The organism is Clostridium beijerinckii (assembly GCF_018223745.1).
Taxonomy (GTDB): domain Bacteria; phylum Bacillota; class Clostridia; order Clostridiales; family Clostridiaceae; genus Clostridium; species Clostridium beijerinckii.
In genome coordinates, this window is sequence record NZ_CP073653.1 from 589,405 (window position 1) to 609,154 (window position 19,750).

At 29.6% G+C, this 19,750-nt stretch carries 18 protein-coding genes and 1 riboswitch; of the genes, 15 read left to right on the forward strand and 3 right to left on the reverse strand.

Annotated elements, in window-relative coordinates; translation table 11 throughout:
* Positions 1-55: 55 nt before the first annotated feature.
* Positions 56-955 (forward strand): RluA family pseudouridine synthase, encoded by a 900-nt coding sequence (locus tag KEC93_RS02870; protein ID WP_023973710.1) that lies wholly within the window; start codon positions 56-58, stop codon positions 953-955.
* 74 nt (positions 956-1,029) lie between these two features.
* Here KEC93_RS02870 and KEC93_RS02875 read toward each other — a convergent pair whose 3' ends face one another.
* Positions 1,030-1,926, reverse strand: coding sequence for a LysR family transcriptional regulator (locus KEC93_RS02875; RefSeq protein ID WP_023973709.1), 897 nt, complete (start codon positions 1,924-1,926; stop codon positions 1,030-1,032).
* Between the two features lie 121 nt (positions 1,927-2,047).
* Here KEC93_RS02875 and asd point away from each other — a divergent pair, with 121 nt between their 5' ends.
* Positions 2,048-3,133, forward strand: a complete 1,086-nt coding sequence (asd, locus tag KEC93_RS02880) for an aspartate-semialdehyde dehydrogenase (RefSeq protein WP_077867726.1) — start codon at positions 2,048-2,050, stop codon at positions 3,131-3,133.
* Positions 3,134-3,196: 63 nt separating this feature from the next.
* On the opposite strand, the gene KEC93_RS02885 is transcribed toward asd, so the two are convergent.
* Positions 3,197-4,432, reverse strand: a complete 1,236-nt coding sequence (locus KEC93_RS02885; protein WP_077867727.1) for a D-alanyl-D-alanine carboxypeptidase family protein — start codon at positions 4,430-4,432, stop codon at positions 3,197-3,199.
* Between the two features lie 165 nt (positions 4,433-4,597).
* On the opposite strand from KEC93_RS02885, the gene KEC93_RS02890 reads away from it, so the two are divergent.
* From KEC93_RS02890 to KEC93_RS02930, 9 genes are all read left to right on the forward strand, one after another.
* Positions 4,598-5,284 (forward strand): helix-hairpin-helix domain-containing protein, encoded by a 687-nt coding sequence (locus KEC93_RS02890; RefSeq protein WP_039770309.1) that lies wholly within the window; start codon positions 4,598-4,600, stop codon positions 5,282-5,284.
* A 277-nt stretch (positions 5,285-5,561) separates the two neighbouring features.
* Positions 5,562-6,254: a hypothetical protein gene (locus KEC93_RS02895; protein WP_017209722.1), complete on the forward strand. Its 693-nt coding sequence runs from the start codon at positions 5,562-5,564 to the stop codon at positions 6,252-6,254.
* Positions 6,255-6,274: 20 nt separating this feature from the next.
* Positions 6,275-6,673 (forward strand): RDD family protein, encoded by a 399-nt coding sequence (locus tag KEC93_RS02900; RefSeq protein WP_065415998.1) that lies wholly within the window; start codon positions 6,275-6,277, stop codon positions 6,671-6,673.
* A gap of 110 nt (positions 6,674-6,783) precedes the next feature.
* Entirely contained in the window at positions 6,784-8,139 is a 1,356-nt protein-coding gene (rlmD, locus tag KEC93_RS02905; RefSeq protein WP_077867728.1) for a 23S rRNA (uracil(1939)-C(5))-methyltransferase RlmD, read from the forward strand.
* 157 nt (positions 8,140-8,296) lie between these two features.
* On the forward strand, positions 8,297-8,974 hold the full coding sequence (locus KEC93_RS02910; RefSeq protein ID WP_077304182.1) for a response regulator transcription factor: 678 nt from the start codon (positions 8,297-8,299) through the stop codon (positions 8,972-8,974).
* Positions 8,974-10,041: a sensor histidine kinase gene (locus tag KEC93_RS02915; protein WP_077304185.1), complete on the forward strand. Its 1,068-nt coding sequence runs from the start codon at positions 8,974-8,976 to the stop codon at positions 10,039-10,041. Before KEC93_RS02910 ends, KEC93_RS02915 begins: the two co-directional genes overlap by 1 nt.
* A 251-nt stretch (positions 10,042-10,292) precedes the next feature.
* Positions 10,293-11,651, forward strand: coding sequence for an MATE family efflux transporter (locus KEC93_RS02920; RefSeq protein WP_077304188.1), 1,359 nt, complete (start codon positions 10,293-10,295; stop codon positions 11,649-11,651).
* 596 nt (positions 11,652-12,247) lie between these two features.
* Positions 12,248-12,333, forward strand: a riboswitch (cyclic di-GMP riboswitch).
* Positions 12,334-12,368: 35 nt separating this feature from the next.
* The gene (locus KEC93_RS02925; RefSeq protein ID WP_077867729.1) at positions 12,369-12,734 is read left to right on the forward strand and encodes a response regulator; all 366 of its coding nucleotides are present in this window, start codon (positions 12,369-12,371) and stop codon (positions 12,732-12,734) included.
* Positions 12,735-13,047: 313 nt separating this feature from the next.
* Positions 13,048-13,305 (forward strand): hypothetical protein, encoded by a 258-nt coding sequence (locus tag KEC93_RS02930; RefSeq protein WP_011967887.1) that lies wholly within the window; start codon positions 13,048-13,050, stop codon positions 13,303-13,305.
* A 376-nt stretch (positions 13,306-13,681) separates the two neighbouring features.
* On the opposite strand, the gene KEC93_RS02935 is transcribed toward KEC93_RS02930, so the two are convergent.
* Positions 13,682-14,089: a DUF3284 domain-containing protein gene (locus tag KEC93_RS02935; RefSeq protein ID WP_077867730.1), complete on the reverse strand. Its 408-nt coding sequence runs from the start codon at positions 14,087-14,089 to the stop codon at positions 13,682-13,684.
* A 303-nt stretch (positions 14,090-14,392) separates the two neighbouring features.
* On the opposite strand from KEC93_RS02935, the gene KEC93_RS02940 reads away from it, so the two are divergent.
* From KEC93_RS02940 to KEC93_RS02955, 4 genes are read left to right on the forward strand one after another with little or no spacing between them, the layout of a single operon-like run.
* The gene (locus KEC93_RS02940) at positions 14,393-17,275 is read left to right on the forward strand and encodes a sigma 54-interacting transcriptional regulator (RefSeq protein WP_077867731.1); all 2,883 of its coding nucleotides are present in this window, start codon (positions 14,393-14,395) and stop codon (positions 17,273-17,275) included.
* Between the two features lie 18 nt (positions 17,276-17,293).
* Positions 17,294-17,740 (forward strand): PTS sugar transporter subunit IIA, encoded by a 447-nt coding sequence (locus KEC93_RS02945; protein ID WP_023973698.1) that lies wholly within the window; start codon positions 17,294-17,296, stop codon positions 17,738-17,740.
* Between the two features lie 58 nt (positions 17,741-17,798).
* On the forward strand, positions 17,799-18,101 hold the full coding sequence (locus tag KEC93_RS02950; protein WP_017209707.1) for a PTS sugar transporter subunit IIB: 303 nt from the start codon (positions 17,799-17,801) through the stop codon (positions 18,099-18,101).
* A gap of 31 nt (positions 18,102-18,132) precedes the next feature.
* Positions 18,133-19,551, forward strand: a complete 1,419-nt coding sequence (locus tag KEC93_RS02955; protein WP_077867732.1) for a PTS galactitol transporter subunit IIC — start codon at positions 18,133-18,135, stop codon at positions 19,549-19,551.
* Positions 19,552-19,750: the final 199 nt, after the last annotated feature.

Here is a 19,750-nt window from a genome sequence, read left to right on the forward strand (position 1 = left end):
CATCATCAATTTGACATATTCCTAAATTATACTATATGAGGAGAAGATAAATTATATGAGTATTTTAGAAAAGCAGGTTGTTAACATAGAGAAGGGCACTAAAATAAGAGAATATTTGAAAGTGGAACTTGGATTATCAACAAGATTAATTAGAAGTGCATCTCTTGGTAAAAGAATATTTGTTAATGATGAAGTTGTAAAAATGAATAGAGTTCTAAATGAGGGAGAAATTATTAAAATTGATCTGGCTAAAGATGAAAGTCAGGATATAGCTCCAGAAAAAATGGATATAGATATAGTTTATGAAGATGAAGATATTTTAGTAGTCAACAAGAAACCTTTTATGGTGGTGCATCCAACTAAAAGTTATCAAAGTGGGACTCTTGCAAATGGAGTAATAAATTATTTTATGGAGAGCGGTCAAAATTGTATAGTTAGATTAGTTTCTAGATTAGATATGAATACATCAGGTCTTATTATAATTGCTAAAAATCAGTTTTCTCATGGAATGCTATCTAAAGAAATGAGTGAAAATAAGGTAGAAAAAAAATATTTAGCATTAGTTCATGGAATTATGAAAGAAAAACAGGGGACAATTGATCTACCAATATATAAACCTGAAGGAATTGAAAATGGCATTAGGAGAGTTATTGATGAGAGAGGCCAAAGGAGCATAACCCACTATAAAGTTGTTGAAGAATACAATGAATCAAGTTTAGTAGAATGCAAACTTGAGACTGGAAGAACCCATCAAATTAGAGTGCATTTGAGTCACTTGGGTCATCCTATTTACGGTGATACATTATATGGAGATGGGGATGAAGAAGATTTAATAAAAAGGCAGGCTCTCCATGCATTTGGATTAGATTTTAAATCTCCAAGGAGTGGAGAAATACTTTCATTAAGAGCAGAACTTCCAGATGATATGAAAGACTTAATTAGTAAATTGAAATAAATTTAATATGATAAATAACAATGTAAAAAGCTCAAGCATCTAATTTAATAAGTTGCTTGAACTTTTGAATTATTCTATTGTAAGTATGATTCCATAAAACTTCTTGATAAATTTAAGAATTCTTTTAGAGCAGGAGAAATCCATTTGTTTTTGTGATAAAGTACTTGAGATATTATTCCGAAGTCAGGACCTTCCCAATTTAGAGGAACAAGTTTACCACTATTTATTTCATCATCAACAGCAACCTTTGGAAGTAAGGTTATTCCAAGACCACTCATTGTAAATTGTTTAATAGCTTGAACACTTCCTGTTTCTATAGCTACATTTGGCTTTATATTGCAACTGTTTAATATATTTTCTAATGTAGCTCTGTAGCTACATCCCATTTCTGTTAATATAAGTGGTTCTGACTCGATATCTTTTGGAAATACTTCTTTTTTATTTATAAGGGGATGGCCTGGATATGCTAAAAGCAACATTGGCTCTGGAATTTCGATTTCTGATATAAATTCTGCTGAATTAATTTTTACACCTAATGAAAATGCTACATCAATAATATTATCATTTAAGAAATATTTAAATTCAGCACAATTTCCAAATTTTAAAGAGATGTCCACTTCAGGATATAGCTTTTTGTATTCTTTAAGGATTTCAGGAAGTCTTAATACACATAAAGATTCAGCAGCACCAATTGTTAATGTACCACTTGGAACGTCAGTATTAAGTACAGCATTTTTTACATCACTTGATAGTTTTAATATTTGTTTTGCATATGGCAAAAGTTTCTTTCCTTCATGTGTTAAAGTTATGTTTTTACCTATTCTTTCAAAAAGTTTTACACCAAGCTCACTTTCCAAAAGCTTAATTTGTGTCGTTATACTAGATTGAGCATAGCCCAGGTTATCGGCTGCTTTAGTAAAACTTTGAAGTTTACTTATCGTTAAGAAAGCATTAAGTTGTTTAAAGTCCATATAATCATCTCCATCAAAATAATTGATTATGTTAATAGAAATTATCAATTTTACTAATATATGCATAAATGATATCATACTTATAATAGATAAGCAAAATTAATTTTAAGAGGTGGTTTTAATGGGAGATAAGTTGAAGGTTGGTATAATAGGTGCCACAGGAATGGTTGGACAAAGGTTTTTATGCTTATTAGAAAATCATCCTTGGTTTGAAGTTACAGTGCTAGCGGCAAGTAAAAATTCAGCAGGAGTAACTTATAAAGAGGCAATAGCTAATAGATGGAAGATGACAACACCATTACCTGAAAAATATAAGGATATGGTAGTTAAGGATGCATTTAAAGTTGAAGAAATCTCTGGTATGGTAGATTTCGTATTTTGTGCAATTTCTCTAAATAAGGAACAAACTAAGTTACTTGAAGAAGATTATGCGAAACATGAAACACCAGTTATTTCAAATAATTCAGCCAATAGAAATGTGGATGATGTACCGATGTTAATTCCAGAGATAAATGGAGTACATGCACAGATTATTGAAAGCCAAAAGAAACGTTTAGGAACTAAAAGAGGATTTATAGCAGTAAAGCCTAATTGCTCAATTCAGAGTTATGTTCCCCCAATAAGTGCCCTTATGGAATACAAGCCTAAAAATATTCTAGCATGCACCTATCAAGCCATTTCCGGAGCAGGTAAAACTTTTAATGAGTGTCCTGAAATTATTGATAACGTGATACCATTTATTGATGGTGAAGAAGAGAAAAGTGAGAAGGAACCACTAAAAATATGGGGACAAATAGAATCGGGTAAAATTATAAATGCTAATAGTCCGATTATTACAACTCAATGTATAAGAGTACCTGTAGCAAATGGACATTTGGCAGCAGTTTATGTTAGTTTTAAGAACAAACCTTCGAAGGAAGAGATAATTAGTAGATGGGAAAACTTCAAAGTTCCAGAAATAGTTCTAGGGCTTCCAAATGCTCCAAAGAAATTTTTGAAATACTTCACAGAGAATAATAGACCTCAAACTAATTTAGATAGAAATTATGAAAATGGAATGGGAATATCCATGGGAAGATTACGAGAAGATAAGATATTTGATTACAAATTTGTGTGTCTTTCTCATAATACATTAAGAGGTGCAGCAGGTGGCGGAGTTCTTTCAGCTGAATATTTGAAAGCTTGTGGATATTTAAATGCAAAGTAAATTTTTATAATTAATATATATTTAAATAAAAATAAAGGAAGTCATCTGTTGCTTCCTTTATTTTTATTTCTTTAATTTTATATTTATAAGCTTCCTTAATCCAAATACTCCTGCTAAAACAATAGCGACAGATCCTATATAGAGTTCTGAATTTGCATTGTTTGACAATGAATTAATAGAAAGGGGAAATTCATACTTTCTAGATGTTCCAGCAGCTAAATCCATAGTTGTATATTCTTTGTCATTGACATAAACAGTACCTTTTAGTATATTATCACCTTCATTAAATGATTGTTTGCTTAAATCCTGATCCTGTATTTTTATTTCAGAAGATACTGAATCTTCCTGACCCTTAGGAACATCATAATCAATATCTTTTGAGGCAATAACAGGTATTGTAAGATTGTTAGTTATTTTATACTGTGAAACTTCATCGCCTTTTTTGTAAAGGTGAACTAAAGAATAATTATCAAAGCCGTAATTTAAGACTGCTTGCATATCATGAAAGTTTTGATCTTTGTCAAGCGCATTTAAAAATGAAGCTACAAGAACATGTCCGTTCTTTTCTGCAGCAGCTACGTAAGTATGATTTGATTTTGTTGTATAACCATTTTTACCGCAAAGAGCAAAAGGGTAATAATATCTAGAATTCTTATTTATCATATAATTTTTATTGTTAAGTACAATAGTTTTTGAAGGATTATTCTTAAGCGTTATTGTGTAATTTGGTGTGGTAGATAGTTGAACGTAATCTTTATTATTTATAGCTTCTCTTAAAAATAACGCTAAATCGTGAGCAGTAGTTGTATGTTCTGGATCTGGTAATCCACTTGGATTTTTAAAGTTTGTGTGTAAAGCTCCCAGTTCTTTTGCTTTTTCATTCATAAGTTTAGAAAATGCTTCTGTGCTTCCTGATATGTGATCAGCTAAAGCATTTGCACAATCGTTTCCTGATTCCAAAAGAAGCCCTAAAAGCAAATCGCGAACAGTTACTACATCACCTTTTAATAAACCAACAGCAGTTCCATCTATTTTGGTGAAATCTTCTTGAACTGTCACTTCATCATCTAGTTTACACTTTTCTAAAGCTATAATTGCAGTCATAACCTTAGTAGTTGAAGCAGGCTCTAAAACTTTTTCTTCATTTTTCCCATATAACACTTGTCCAGTAGATGCATCAATTAAAGCGCAACCCTCAGCGTTAATCTGTGGAGGCTGTGTTTCTGCTTGCACACTACTATAGGTAAAGCAAAATAGAAACAAGAATAATATATTAAATGTTTTAAAAATTCTTTTCATAAAATTCTCCATACTTATATTAAATATTTTTAATAGTACTCAAAATACATTTTATCAAAAAAAAAGAATTTACGCTATACAAAGTTCAAATAGATTCCAATAAGAGTCTAAATAATAAAAAAGTGGAAATAATAATTAAGGAGAAATTATAAAGGAGAAAAAGAAGTGGTACAAGAGTTCTTAAAAGATAAGAAAAAAATCGGCATATTAAGTATGCTATTTATTGTGGTAATTGTACTTATAGGATTATATGTGAAATCTGGGTTTAAAGAGCTGAAGAAAAATGATACTGAAAGTATCTTTGTAGATGATAGTATTGAGGCTGATACATCAAATGATGAATCAGTTAATGTTAAAAATAATAATAAATCAAATAATAAGGATAGCAAGAAACAAATAGTTGTAGCTAAAAATAAGAACATAGTTGTAGAAATAAAAGGAGAAGTAAAAAAGCCAGATGTTTATACAATGAGTGAAGACTCAATAGTAAAGGATCTCATAGACATATCAGGTGGGCTTACTGAAAATGCAGATTTAAGTAATATAAATAGAGCAAAAAAGTTGCAAGATCATGAATTGATTTATATTTCAAATAAAAATGATGAAAACAAGGAAATCCAAACTGTAAATTCAAATTCTAGTAATAAAGATATTTCAAATAAAAAAATTAATTTAAATAGTGCAACATTAGACCAATTAAAGACATTAAATGGCATAGGTGATTCAAAAGCAAAAGGCATAATTGAATATAGAGAAAAAAGCGGTGGATTTAAATCAATTGAGGAAATAAAAAATGTATCTGGAATAGGAGATAACATGTTTGAGCGAATAAAGGAACAAATTGAAATTTGAACAACTTACAAATATATTACATTAATACTTGTTAACGTTATAATAATTGCATGAAAGAGTAAAAAAATATATAATAAACAGTGGTATATCAAAACTAATTATATTAAATGAATGTAAAAGCAGTCTAGAAAAGAGAACATAATATTATTTAGGTAAGAAAAAAGGTATAATATTGACACATAGTTGTAATACACTGATGGTAAAATTGTATTATTCATTTGCCGTATATTAGTTAGACATAAAAATAACATCTAATTTAAATAAGGGGGAAAATTTAGTGTCTAAAAAGGTTATAAGTATACTTATGAGCATAATAGTTGCAGCATCGTTAGCTGGGTGTAAAAATGCTACAGATAGTTCAACAAAGAAAACGGACACAACAACGGAAAGTAGCACAAACTCTAATGATGACAGTTTAGAGGGGAAATGGGCAAAAAATTATACATTAGATCAAACACAAAAGTTATTTAAAGATAAATTATCAAAGATGGAGAATATAACCAAGGATTTAGGGGTAAAATATACAAAAGATGAGAAAACAAGAAAAGAAAAAGATGAATCTGTAAATGATAATTCCATATATTTTGACAATCAAAAGCCAGAAGTAAATAAAATTGAAAGTATGTATTTTGGAATGAAAACATATGGTGATAATTTAGAGACTGGTGATATAAGTCTAAAGTTGAGTTTGAATTTTGATGGTGAGAATGCAATAAAAAATAATAATTTTGACTTAGGAAAGACATCTTTTAAAAAGTACATAGAAGCATTTACAGACCAAGAAGGTAGAGATTATTCAGACATAAATAAACAAATAATTGATAAACTAAAAAGTGGTGAAAACCAAGTTCAGATTAATAACACAATTGATGGCTTAAAGGAAGAAATCTTAGCTACCAAAACGTGTATAATATATAAATTATCTACAAAGAAGTACAAATTTGCTGATGGTGAAATGAGTATGAAGTAGATTACAAGGGGGAAAATTTCTTGGAAAAAGATAACTTAAATGAAAATGAAATAAACGATGAAGTGGAAGAAAACGAAATTAAAAAGATTTCGGATACTGAAGAAGAAACAGATAACAATGTTAATAAAGAGGTTGAAAGTTTAATAACTAGCGATGAAGAATCAGATAAACAATCTTCTTCTAAAATTATATTAGCTAACGCACTTGATCAGTTATTAATGATTGCTTGTTCAGCTTTATTAGTGCTATTGTGTGATATAATTTTAAAATTATGTGGATACATGTTCGTAAGGGATAATGGATCTATAATTTTAGCAGGAGGAATGATATATTTTATTATAAATTGTATTTATGGCCCAATAATGGAAAAGAGTAAACTAGAAAATACTTTTGGGAAAAAGATATTAAATATGAATTAATTTATAAACTGAATTTACTATTATAATTTAAAGAATATAAAAATTACTTTTTATATTCTTAATTTTTATTAGAGATAAAATTTTAAAATATAAGTACTTAGGAGTATATGATGAAAAAAGGAAGCGATTTAAGCGTTAAAATAGAAAAGTTACAATTTCCATCGACAGGAATAGGTTATGCAGAAGATAAGACTATATATGTTAAGAATGCTTTTCCGGGTCAAACAGTTACAGGTAGGGTAAAAAGGAAGAAAGAAGACTATGCGGAGTTAAAATTAATAAGTGTAGATGAACGAGCTGATTATGAGATTGAAACTCCATGTTCTCATTTTGGAGTTTGTGGAGGATGTTCATCACAAAGTATACCATATGAAAAGCAATTAGAATTTTTAAGCGAAGAAGTTAAAGAATTATTTAGAGAAGCAAATGTTGACACAGGAGAGTATTTAGGCATTCAAGGAAGCCCTAACCAATGGGAATATAGAAATAAGATGGAATTTACATTTGGTGATGAAGCCAAGGGAGAGCCACTTTCATTAGGTATGCATATGAGAGGAAAATCCTTTGGAATATTAACTGTAGATGAATGTAAACTTGTTGATGAGGATTATAGAAAAATTATTAGATTGACTGCTGATTACTTTAGAGAGAAAGATTTGCCTTATTATAGAATAATGAAAGCTGAAGGCTATTTAAGACACTTAGTGATAAGAAAAGCTCAAAATACTGGCGAGATATTAGTTAATTTAGTTACTACTACTCAGATAGATTTTGATTTAAGCGAATATGTTAAATTGCTAAGAGAACAAAGTTATAAAGGAAATTTAGTATCTATAATCCATACTGAAAATAATTCGAAATCAGATGCAGTAATACCAGAAAAGGTAAATGTGTTATTTGGAAAAGATTATATTAGAGAAACATTACTAGGATTACAATTTAATATTTCTCCGTTTTCATTCTTTCAAACCAATACAAAAGGTGCAGAAAGCCTATATTCTATTGTTAAAGAGTTTATGGGAGATAGTGAAGAAAAAATTGTATTTGATCTCTATTGTGGTACAGGAACAATAGGGCAAATAGTAGCTCCAAATGCAAAGAAAGTAATAGGAATAGAACTTATTGAAGAAGCAGTTGAAGCTGCAAGAGAAAATGCTAAATTAAATGGATTAAATAATTGTGAATTTATAGCTGGTGATGTAGCAGAAATAATAAAAACAGTAAAGGTTAAGCCAGATATAATAATATTAGATCCACCAAGAACTGGAGTCCATCCTAAGGCTTTGGATTATGTAATTAAATTTAATGCACCAGAGATAATATACGTTTCCTGCAATCCAAAGACATTAGTTAATGATCTTAGAGTGCTTACGGAAAAGGGATACAAAGTTATAAAAACTAAGGTGAAGGATATGTTTCCTAATACGCCTCACGCTGAAACTGTTGTTAGGCTAATTAAGCAATAAAGTAATTTCAATGTTTCAAAATCTTATATGAAAGCTATTTGCCACCCATTGTTTTAGATGGGTGGTAATTTAATATAAAAATAATAAACTAAAAAACAAATCAATTTATATTGTATTTACATTTATATTCTACACTCAAAAGAGGAAGGTGATAGATTTGAATAAAATTTTAGTTATAGATGATGATTATTATATACGAGAGCTTATTTGTACAGTATTAAAAGATGAAGGATTTTCTGTTGCTGAGGCCGTAAATGGAAGGGATGCATTAGAAAAACTTGGGGAGGAAAAAATTGATCTTTGTGTGCTTGATATTATGATGCCTCAAATGGATGGATATGAATTTTGTAAACAAGCACGCAGATATTATGAGGATATGCCAATTTTAATGCTGACCGCCAAAAGTGAGCTTTCCCAAAAAGTAAAGGGATTTGAACTTGGTACAGATGATTACTTAACAAAACCATTCGAGATTGATGAGTTGCTTGTTAGAATAAAAGCGCTTTTGAGACGCTATAAAGTAGCTGCTTCACGGAGTATTAATATTGGTAATTTAGTTATGGATAAAAGTAGTTATACAGTCATTAGTAACAATGACCAATTCGATATACCAATGAAGGAATTTGAACTTTTATTTATGCTTGGAAGTTATCCTGGTAAAACCCTTTCTCGTGACAGGCTCATAGAAGAGGTCTGGGGCCTTGATTTTGAAGGAAACGAACGAACTCTTGATGTTCATATAAATCGTCTTAGAGAGAGATTTCAGTCTGATATTTACAAGTTCAAAATTACTACAATTCGGGGACTTGGCTACAGATTGGAGGAAGTAAAGTAATGAGAAACAGGTATTTTTTTTCACTAATACTAATTTTTATTACAACATTACTTGGCCTTGCTAGTGGATACTATATTTTCATATTTATTTTCGGTGAATTAGAATATATTCCTTTGCATATACTATTTATCGTCCAAAGTTTAGCTTCTATTGTGATATATTTTCTAGGTTGGAAAGCATTTATATATATGCACTGGCACTTCGCTAATAAACATAAAAAATTTGATATTTCACATTTTCCAATATTAAGCGGAGCTGTTGAAGCTATGAATAAGATAGCCTCTGGTGACTTCAATGTGCTTGTTAAAACAAATGAACTCGATCCTTTTAATGAGGTAGCAGACAATGTCAATAGAATGGCAAAAGAGCTGGGGTCTTTAGAAAAACTACGCCAAGATTTTATATCAGATGTGTCACATGAAATACAGTCACCATTAACTTCTATATCAGGGTTTGCTGCGCTATTAAAGAAAGGAAATTTAAGCCATGATCAGATATCACATTATGCCAGCATAATAGAAACTGAAAGTAAACGATTATCAAAGTTAAGCGAAAATCTATTAAGATTGTCTAATTTAGAATCAGAAGACAATAATTTAAGCTTAAAGAACTATCAAATAAACAAGCAAATTGAAAGTGTTTTACTTATGTTAGAGCCACAGTGGTCGGCAAAAAATATAACACTCGATATTTCTCTTGAAGAAACTATGATATGCGGAGATGAAGATTTATTAAGTCAGGTATTTATAAATTTGCTTAATAATGCTATTAAATTCACGCCAGAAAACGGAAATATAGGTGTTAACTTATATAACGATGAAGACGGGATCGAATGTAAAATCTCCGATACAGGTATAGGTATTTCATCGGAAGATCAACCGCGAATTTTCGAGAGGTTTTATAAAGCAGATAAAGCTCGTAATCGTTCTTTGGGTGGAAACGGACTTGGACTTTCAATAGTAAAAAAGATCATTGACTTACATGGAGGGAAAATATCTCTTACAAGCGAAATTGGAAAAGGTACAGAATTTATTATTTGGCTGCCTAAGGTATATGAAAGAAAATAACAAGTCCTAATATTCAGGCAGATTGACTTGTTATTTTTTGATAATGCCCAAATAGAAGCTAAATATGTTCAGTATTACAGTCTGAATTAACAGACTGTAATTTTTTGTTTACATTGAGTTTAAGTTCCATTTAAGTTTAGTTTAAATTTCAGACATATACTATGTTTTGTAGAAGCCAAACGGGCTTTAGAAATAATATTATTGTTAAGGCAAATTTTATTACTTAAATACAATGCGAAAGGAGTTTTTTTATGGAAAACACAGAAAATATAGATGAAAAATCACTCTACTATCTTGAAAAGGCACCTGTTACAAAAGCAATAATACACATGGCTATTCCTATGATACTAAGTAGTATAACTTCAGTTGTCTATAATATCATCGATGCTTTTTTTATAGGTAAGCTTAATAATACTGCAATGATGGCGGCAGTGATGCTGGCACTACCATTTTCATCAGTATTAATGGCACTTGGACAAATGTTTGGAGTAGGTTCAGGAACATATATATCGAGACTTTTAGGTGAGGGCAATACAGATGATACCAAAAAAGTTAGTTCAATTAACTTTTGGTCATCAATGCTTATGGGTATTATTTTTATGATGATATGTTTGCCTTTTTTATCTTCTATTTTGCCGCTTTTAGGAGCAAGTGGTGAAACATTACAACACACAAGAAATTTTATTATGATACTTGTTATTGGTGCTCCAGTTATTATTGTTAATATGGCGCTTGAATCAGCTGTGCGTGCGGAGGGAGCATCAACTGTTTCTATGACTGGTACTATAGGAGGTATTATAGTTAATATAATACTTAATCCTTTATTCATTTTCGTTCTTAATATGAATGTTATGGGATCAGCGTTAGCCTCTGTTTGTGGTAATATAGTTTCCATTTCGTATTTTATATATTATTTGCAAAAGAAGAGTACTGTTCAGAGTTTGTCAATTAAGTACTTTAAACCAAGTAAAAAAATTTATGGTGAAATTTTTAAGGTTGGAGTTTCAGCTTTGTTACTTAGTGGTTTTATGGTCATTATAGGTCTGCTTTTCAATAATTATTCCATGATTTATGGAGATAATGTTGTGGCTGGATTTGGAGTTGCACAAAGAGTTGTTCAAATTGTAGATTGTATTGGTATGGGATTTGCAATGGGAGTTGTACCACTAATTGCATTTGCTTATTCTGCTAATAATCAAAAGCGTCTCATGGAAATTGTTAAAAAAACAATATTGTATATTCTAGGTTTAACATTAGTTATAGGAGCAGTTATAAGTATATTCAGGCTACAGATTATTGGCCTTTTCAGTATTGACCCAGAGGTTATTGCTATTGGTGAAATAACTCTTATAGCCCAACTTTCATCAACTATATTTGCTGCCCTATGTGAATTTTTTACTGGAATTTTCCAAGCTCAAGGAGCTGGTGTACAATCAAACGTTATGGCCGCTGTAAGAGGTGTTTTATTTATTCCTATTTTGATTGTAGGAAACTTAATATTTGCTGTTAACGGCGTTATTTGGGCCATGACAGCTACAGAAGGACTCTCATGTCTGATAGGAATTGCTCTATGGCTTGGAATTAGACGAAAAAGCTTACTAGCAATATAAGTTAATCATAATTTTTTAGCTAAACGAAGATAAGTAGAATTGTGGACTTGGATAGTTGTTGTAAGAGTATGCTTTATTAAGTACTAAGAGATTTTTCTAAATATAATTAATTAAAAATCCTCTGACTGTAGATTCATATAGTTAGAGGATTTAGTTTTTTACATATTTTGATATAGATAAGTATTACTTTATCTTAAAACAAAATAGCCCCTAAAGTAAAGGGGCTAGTGAATAGGTTAAAACAAAAAAAGATTATGAATGGAGAGTAACTAAATGAGAAACAAATAACATTCAAGAGGTTTCTTTTAATTATATGGAGGCTAACATCAAATAATTCTAAATAGTAATAGATAATTCTTCGCACTTCAATTAAGGAGTAAAAAATATAGCTTATTGCTGAGTATATTAAGAAAAAGAATTATTATGAAAAGTTTAAAACTTAGTGAAATGTAACGATAATAATTGTATAAAAAGTAGATAAATGCTAATTAGGATAATAATCTATGGAAGTTTAACAATATTACATTAACAATAAACGTTAGATAATCAAAATAAAGTTTTTATTTAAAAGTACGATAAATTTAATGTTAAATTTAATATTGAATTGGCAAAGCAGTTGAAAAACTGTGACGCAAAGCTAGAGGGCCTTTTCCTTTTGAAAGGATGGCAGCCAGTTGCAAGTCTTTGCCTATTTGAAATGAATAGGAGGAAAATGAAATGAATGACAAAATTTTAATTTGTGATGATGCTAGATTTATGAGAGTTACTTTAAAGAATTCCTTAGAAAAAGAGGGATATCAAGTAGTTGATGAGGCAGAAAATGGAGAAGTGTTGATTGAAAAATATAAGAAATTAAATCCTGATTTAATACTAATGGATATTACAATGCCTGTAATGGATGGAATTAGTGCACTATCATCAATTATGGAGATTAATCCCAATGCAAAGGTGATTATATGTTCTGCGATGGGACAAGGAGATATCGTTATCAAAGCGATAAAAACTGGAGCCAAAGATTTCATTGTTAAACCATTTAGAAATGAAAGATTAATACAATCAGTCAGAAGAGTTTTGGAAAACTGATTTCCCAATGTACATATTTAAGGTAAATATCACGCTAACGTATCACATTGTTTATAAATAAGAGTGTGATTTTTTATTATGTAATGCAAAAGATTTGAAAAAACTAGTATAGAGCATACTAGTTTTTTTCGGTTAAATTAGCTCACATGCTGCCTAATATTTTGAGTTTATTGGGACAGATTTATATCGTTTAATACTATTAATTTATCCGTTATTTTCTTTTAACAATATATTAAGAAATGATTAAGATGTTTGACAAAGAACTGACAAGAAAAAATAATAGTATATTCATAAGGAAGGGAGTTTGATATTTATGTTAAGAGAAATTGAAGAATTAAAAATTAAAGATAAAATTACAATAGAAGACAAACAAATGCTTAGAAAAGCACTAGATGGCATAAAGGGATGGAAGTTCAATCCGGTTGCAGTAATTACAAATGGAATTGAAGATTATTATTTTATATGTAGAGTAAAAACAGTAATAAAAGATTTACAAATGAAGATGGCAAAAGTATATATTAAAATACAAGAGGGGAGTAACCCTAGACTGTTAGCAATAGAAGAAATATAATAATTCAAATACATGAATAAATAAAAGCGGAAATAAATTTATATCTATAATGTATAGAAAAGCAATTTCTAAGTAAAAACTGGAGATTAGATTAGTAAATAAAGATATAAAATAGATATTACAATATCAACAAGTTTTCGAGATAGGCTATGTGATAAAACTAGTCCTATCTTATTTTTATGTGTATTTTAGGCAGACTGATAATTTGTAAATAGATACTGCAGCTTAATAAAGTTTTTTATTCCTAATTCACTTAGTATAAAAGTGGAGAATATATGAATTATAAAAAGCATTGTCATTAAAAGTTAAAGTAGTTTTTATTAGAAACAATTTATTAATGACAATGCTTTCTATATGAAAGATTAAAATATGTTGATTAGGAAGCTAATGATTTTTCTAAGTTCTTTATAAAAGTATTAAATTCATCAGGTTGACGTTTACCTAAAAGTAAAGAAGTTAAGGCAGAATTTATTTTTCCAAATATGTTTCTATCACTCTCTATCTCAGTAAAAATGAGTTTAGTCTCATTTTCAGAAATAGGAATAAGTTGATATCTAGTTATAAAGGATTCTCTTCTATTTCTAGCAGTTATTTCGTAGATTTTATCTCTTTCAAATGCAGTTATTTCAACCCTAAATCTTTTATTCTTCTTTTGCTTAGAATAGGTTCCAACAGCTCTTTTTTCTTTAAAGTCAGGAAAGTTTGCCTTTGCAGATTTTACAAAAGTATTAAATATTTTCTTACAAGAGTGATTAATTATAGATTCGGCAGTAAATGTTTTCAAATTGAATACCCCCTATGCAACTAAATTATAATACCAATTATATACTATAAAATTCAATTTTCAAGTTAACATTAGATCAAAATTATATAGTTAAGTGATATTATAGTAAAATTATAATAACTTCTATATCATTAATTCTAAATATACATTTTGTTAATTACTTACTATACAAAATGTATATTTGATTAAAATGTAAAGGGTTTAATAAATGCTAGTAAATACAATGCTTAGGATAAAATTACAAAAAAGAATTAAGTATGGCATGGAAGTTGCTATATTTAATTTGCGAGAGGAGATATTATTATGGATTTAGAAAACAAACTTATAAACATCATTAATACCGAAAATAAAAAAAATCCACTGACTGATGTTCAAATGGCTAAATTCTTGGGTGTGGCTAGAGAATCAATAACCAATTTAAGAAAAGAATTAAATATAGCAAACTCTAGGCAAAGGCGATATCCATATTTAAAGGTGGCAACATCAACTATATTAAAAAAAAATAAAGACATTGCAGTATCTGAGCTTACTAGAGAACTATTGGCTGAAGGATTTGATGTTTCAAGAAGAATTGTTGAAGAAATATTAGAAAAAGATAATTTTGAGGTTAATAAAGTTAAAGTTGAAAAAGAGGAAGTAACAGATCCTTTTGATTGCTTAATTGGAAGTAATGGAAGTTTGAAAAATTCTATCGAACAAGCTAAATCAGCAATTCTATATCCACCTAGAGGACTTACAACATTAATAGTTGGAGAAAGTGGAGTTGGTAAAAGTAAATTTTCTGAATGCATGTATGAATTTGCAAAGAAAAAGAAGGTTATAAAAGAAAACGCTTCGTTTGTTGTATTCAATTGTGCTGATTATGGTGACAATCCACAATTATTATTATCACTCTTATTTGGACATAAAAAAGGTGCATTTACAGGCGCAGATTCAGATGCATCTGGATTAGTAGAAGAAGCGAATGGAGGAGTACTTTTTTTAGACGAGATTCATAGGTTACCTCCGAAAGGTCAAGAAATACTCTTCTCTATTATGGACAGAGGAAAATTTAGAAGATTGGGTGAAGCCAATTCAGAAAGAAAAGTTAATTTAATGTTGATTGGAGCAACCACTGAAAATGTAGAAGCTAATTTACTATTAACATTTAGAAGAAGGATACCAATGGTAATAAAAATTCCTTCTCTGCATGAAAGATCAATAAGAGAGAAGATTGATATCATCTATAATGAATTTCAAGCAGAGTGTAATAGAATAGATGCTAAAATTTTTGTTGATAAAAAAGTAGTAGAAATACTCGCTCTAAAAAAGTTTAGTGCTAATATTGGTCAATTGCAGAATATGATTCAGGTTTTATGCGCAAGAGCTTTTATGACTTTCATAAATAAGGAAGATATAAATAAAGAATCATTGATAATAGATATGAATCAAATATTAAAGATAAATGACTCGTTTCAAGATATAAAATTTCAGGATATTAATAGAGCAGAGATACGAAAATATGTAAAGGATTCTATATTTATTCCATTTATGTTGGAAAATCAATTAAGAGAAGAATCAACAGAAGTTAGTGAAAGCGCGTTTCCAGAGGATATATATAGGCAGATTGAAAGAAAATATTACGAACTTAAGAAGATAGATATACAAGAAGCAGATATTGAAAGTATTCTCTGGGCATTTATACAAAATAGTTTTACAAATATAGAAACTACTTTTAATTATGAAAAATCATTTTCTATGAATGATTTAAGAAGCTTTGTAAGTGAAGATTTATTAGATTTTATAGAAACTTTTATGGAAGAACTAATTAAAGAGAATCCATCATTAGAAATAAATAAAAATGTATTTAAATACTTAGCTATCCATGTAGAGGAAAGCATTAAAAGGATAAGGTTAAAACAAAAGATAATAAATGTAGATAAAATTATAAGCGATACAACTTATGAATATGAAGTAGCCAAAAGATTTGCTATGGGAGTTGAAAAAATAAAAGACATAGAAATACCTAATGATGAAATTATATTTATAGGACTGTATATAAAAGCAGCACTAAAATCTGAAAATAAAAGAGATAAAGTTGGATTAATGATAATTTCTCATGGAAAAATAGCTACTGCTATAACTAATGTAGTTAAGGAACTTTTAGGAATAAGATTTCCTGTAGCAATAGATATGCCTTTAGATGAGAATCCAATCAATATATATAACAAGGTAGTTGAACTATCAAAAATAATAGATCAGGGAAAAGGCGTGCTCTTCTTAGTAGATATGGGTTCATTAAATAATATAGGAGATATAGTTAATAAAAGAACTGGAATAAAATCAAGAACAATGGATAGGGTAGACCTTATAATCGCATTAGAAGCAGCTAGAAAGATTTCAATAGGAGAAGGGAATCTTGATGAAATATACTTTTCTTTAATGAAGGATAGGCTTGGTCATAGATATTTTATGGAAAGTGTATCAGATAAACCAAAAGCAATAATTTCATTATGTCTAACTGGTGAGGGAATGGCTAAATATATAAGTAAGAGTTTAATGGATAAATATAGTGATGTAAACTTCTATGAAATGAGTGCACTAGATGAAGAATTATCAAACAAGATAGTTAAATTAAAAGAAGATAATAATATATTAGCGGTCATAGGAACTATGGATCCAGAAATACAGGGAATGAATTTCATACCGTATGATAAAGAAATCTTAAATAATTTAAATATAGATTCATTAGTAAATAAAAGTGAAGAACTAAAAAAATATGAAAGGATTATAGATGAAGATTTGTTGATATTTGAACCAGATATATATTTCAAAAAGGATTTATTGGAGTATGTTTGCTCAATACTTATAAATAATGGAAGTGTAGATAAAGAGTATTTATCATCTGTTGTTAATAGGGAAAATTTAGCTCCAACATATCTAAAGGGAGAAATAGCTGTTCCACATGGAGAGTCTTCATACGTAAACAAGACAAGCTTTGTGTTTATCAAGTTAAAAAGTCCAATTGATTGGGGGGTTGGAAATGTAAATATAATATTTATGCCAGTTTTTAAAGCAAATGATAAGGTAATTGTAAAAAACACACTAAAAATTTTAGAGGATAAGATTTTCATAGAAAATATGAAGAATAGTTTAACTGAGTTGGAATTTAAAAATATAATTTTAAACAAGTTTAAAGAAATATAACAAATAGGGGGAATAACAATGAATTCAGATTTAATTGCATTAAATTTAGAAGTAAAAAACAAAGAAGAGGTCATACAGGAATTAGGAAAGAGAATGTTTGAAAAGGGATATGTTAAGTCTACTTACATAGATGCTGTTCTAGAAAGAGAAAAGACGCTGCCTACAGGACTTGATATCGGAGAAATGTGTGTAGCAATCCCGCATACCGATTCTAAGCATGTAAATGAATCTAATGTAGCACTAGCTGTTCTAAAGAATCCAGTAGAGTTTAGAAATATGATAGATCCTAGCAAAAAAGTTGAAGTAATGGTTGTATTTTTATTAGCTATAAACGATCCTGATTCTCAGGTAACTTTGCTAAGCAAGCTAATGTCAGTTTTTCAAAATGTGGAGTTATTAAAGCAGATAAAGAGTTCATCATCTACAGAGGAAGTAACAAAATTATTAGAATGTATAGGAATATAGTACTTAAAATTATAAAAGATTTTAAGTTTATATAATAAATTTTTGGGAGGAATATATTATGAAAAATGTCAACGTATTATCAGTTTGTGGCTCAGGTACAGTAACATCATCAATGGTCGCAGGAAAAGTTAAGGAAACATTAAAGGAAAAAGGAATAAACTCATCTACAACAGAAGCAAGACCAACAGAAGCATTAAATTTAGCACAGTCAGGAAGGTTTGACTTTATTGTTTATACAAGTCCACTACCACCTGGGGATTACAAGATACCAACTATCAATGCATTTGCATGCCTTACAGGAATAGGAGAAGATAAGTTTTTTGAAGACGTATTCAAAACAGTAGACGAACTAAACAAATAGTAAAATATTATTAATAATGGGGGAATTAAATATGTTAGCATTTCTTAAATCAATAATTGACACATTTGGGTCAGCAATAATAGTTCCGTTTATTATATTTGTAATAGCAAAAGTTTTCAGAATATCAACTAAGAAATCATTTCTTTCTACTATATATGCTGGTGTTGCCTTGCAGGGCTTTTCACTAATATTGAATTCATTTACTCCAATAGTAACACCGGTTATTAATAGAATGGTTGAAAGTACAGGGGTTAATCGTCCTGTGTTTGACGTAGGCTGGCAAGCTACATCGCTAGTTGCTTTTTCTTCAAGTGCAGGTATGATATATCTTGGACTAGGAATTCTATTGCAGACTGTATTATTTCTAATAAAGTGGACAGATGTTTTTCAACCATCAGATTTATGGAATAATTACTCATACATGGTTTGGGGAGCTATGGTTATAGGGGTAACAGGAAGCTTTCCTTTAGGAATAGCATGTATGGTTTTATTGAATCTATACAGCTTACTAATATCAGAATTAGTAGCAAGAAGATGGTCAAATTATTACAGATATCCGAATTGTACAATAATAGCTATGCATAATGTAGAAGCATCAATATTTGCAGTTGCTATAGATCCAATATATAACGCATTAGGATTTAATAAGATTAAACTGAATCCACAACAATTAGAAAAGAAACTAGGATTTTTTGGTGAACCTATGACGCTAGGATTATTTTTAGGAATGTTTATAGGTATATTAGGTAATGTTGCAAGAATAGGAACTATGGAGGCATGGGGAGAAATATTAAAATTAGGTATTGCAACTAGTGCAGTTATGGCTATTTTCCCTAAAGTTGCTAGTATGTTTGCACAAGCATTTTCACCTATAACAGATGGAGCAAGGAAATTCATGCAAAATCAAGGAAATCGTGATTGGTTTATAGCAGTAAACGATGCAGTAGGATATGGTGAACCAGCAACATTGATATCAGGGTTAATATTAATACCATTTATGCTTGTATTAGCAATGATACTTCCAGGAAATCAAGTATTACCTGTAGTTGATTTACTTGCACTTCCATACATGGTTCAAGGTTTAGTTGCTGTATATAACGGAAATATATTTAAAGTTTTACTTTCAGGTATAATATGGTTTGGATTAGGGTTATATGTATGTACATTTACAGCGCCATTGTTCACATCGATGGCAGTTGGTGTGGGTGTAGCTATACCAGCAGGTGCTATGATGATTACAAGCTTTAATATACTAGGAAAACCTTTAATGGGATTAGTATTCTTTGCATTCTTAACAGGAAATCCAGTGTTTATTGCAATTGCGGTGGCAGTATATATTGCTTTATGGGCATTGTTTAAGAAGAATAAAAATGCGATTGTTGATTATTTAGAAAGACAAGCTGTGAAGAATATAGGGGAAGATGGGGCAACTCCGAGCATGGCAAGTTAATATAGAAAAATAAATTAAGTGAAAAGTATTCTGTTTAGTAGATAGTCATAGTTGATCTACTGATCAGGATACTTTTTTATTCTTTAGGAATTTATATTTCAGTAAAATCTATGGAAGATGTACTCCTTAAGGGTATAACTTAAAAAAGTTTGATTGAGTAGTTTTTATATTTAAAAAAGAATAGAAAAGAAATCTTATT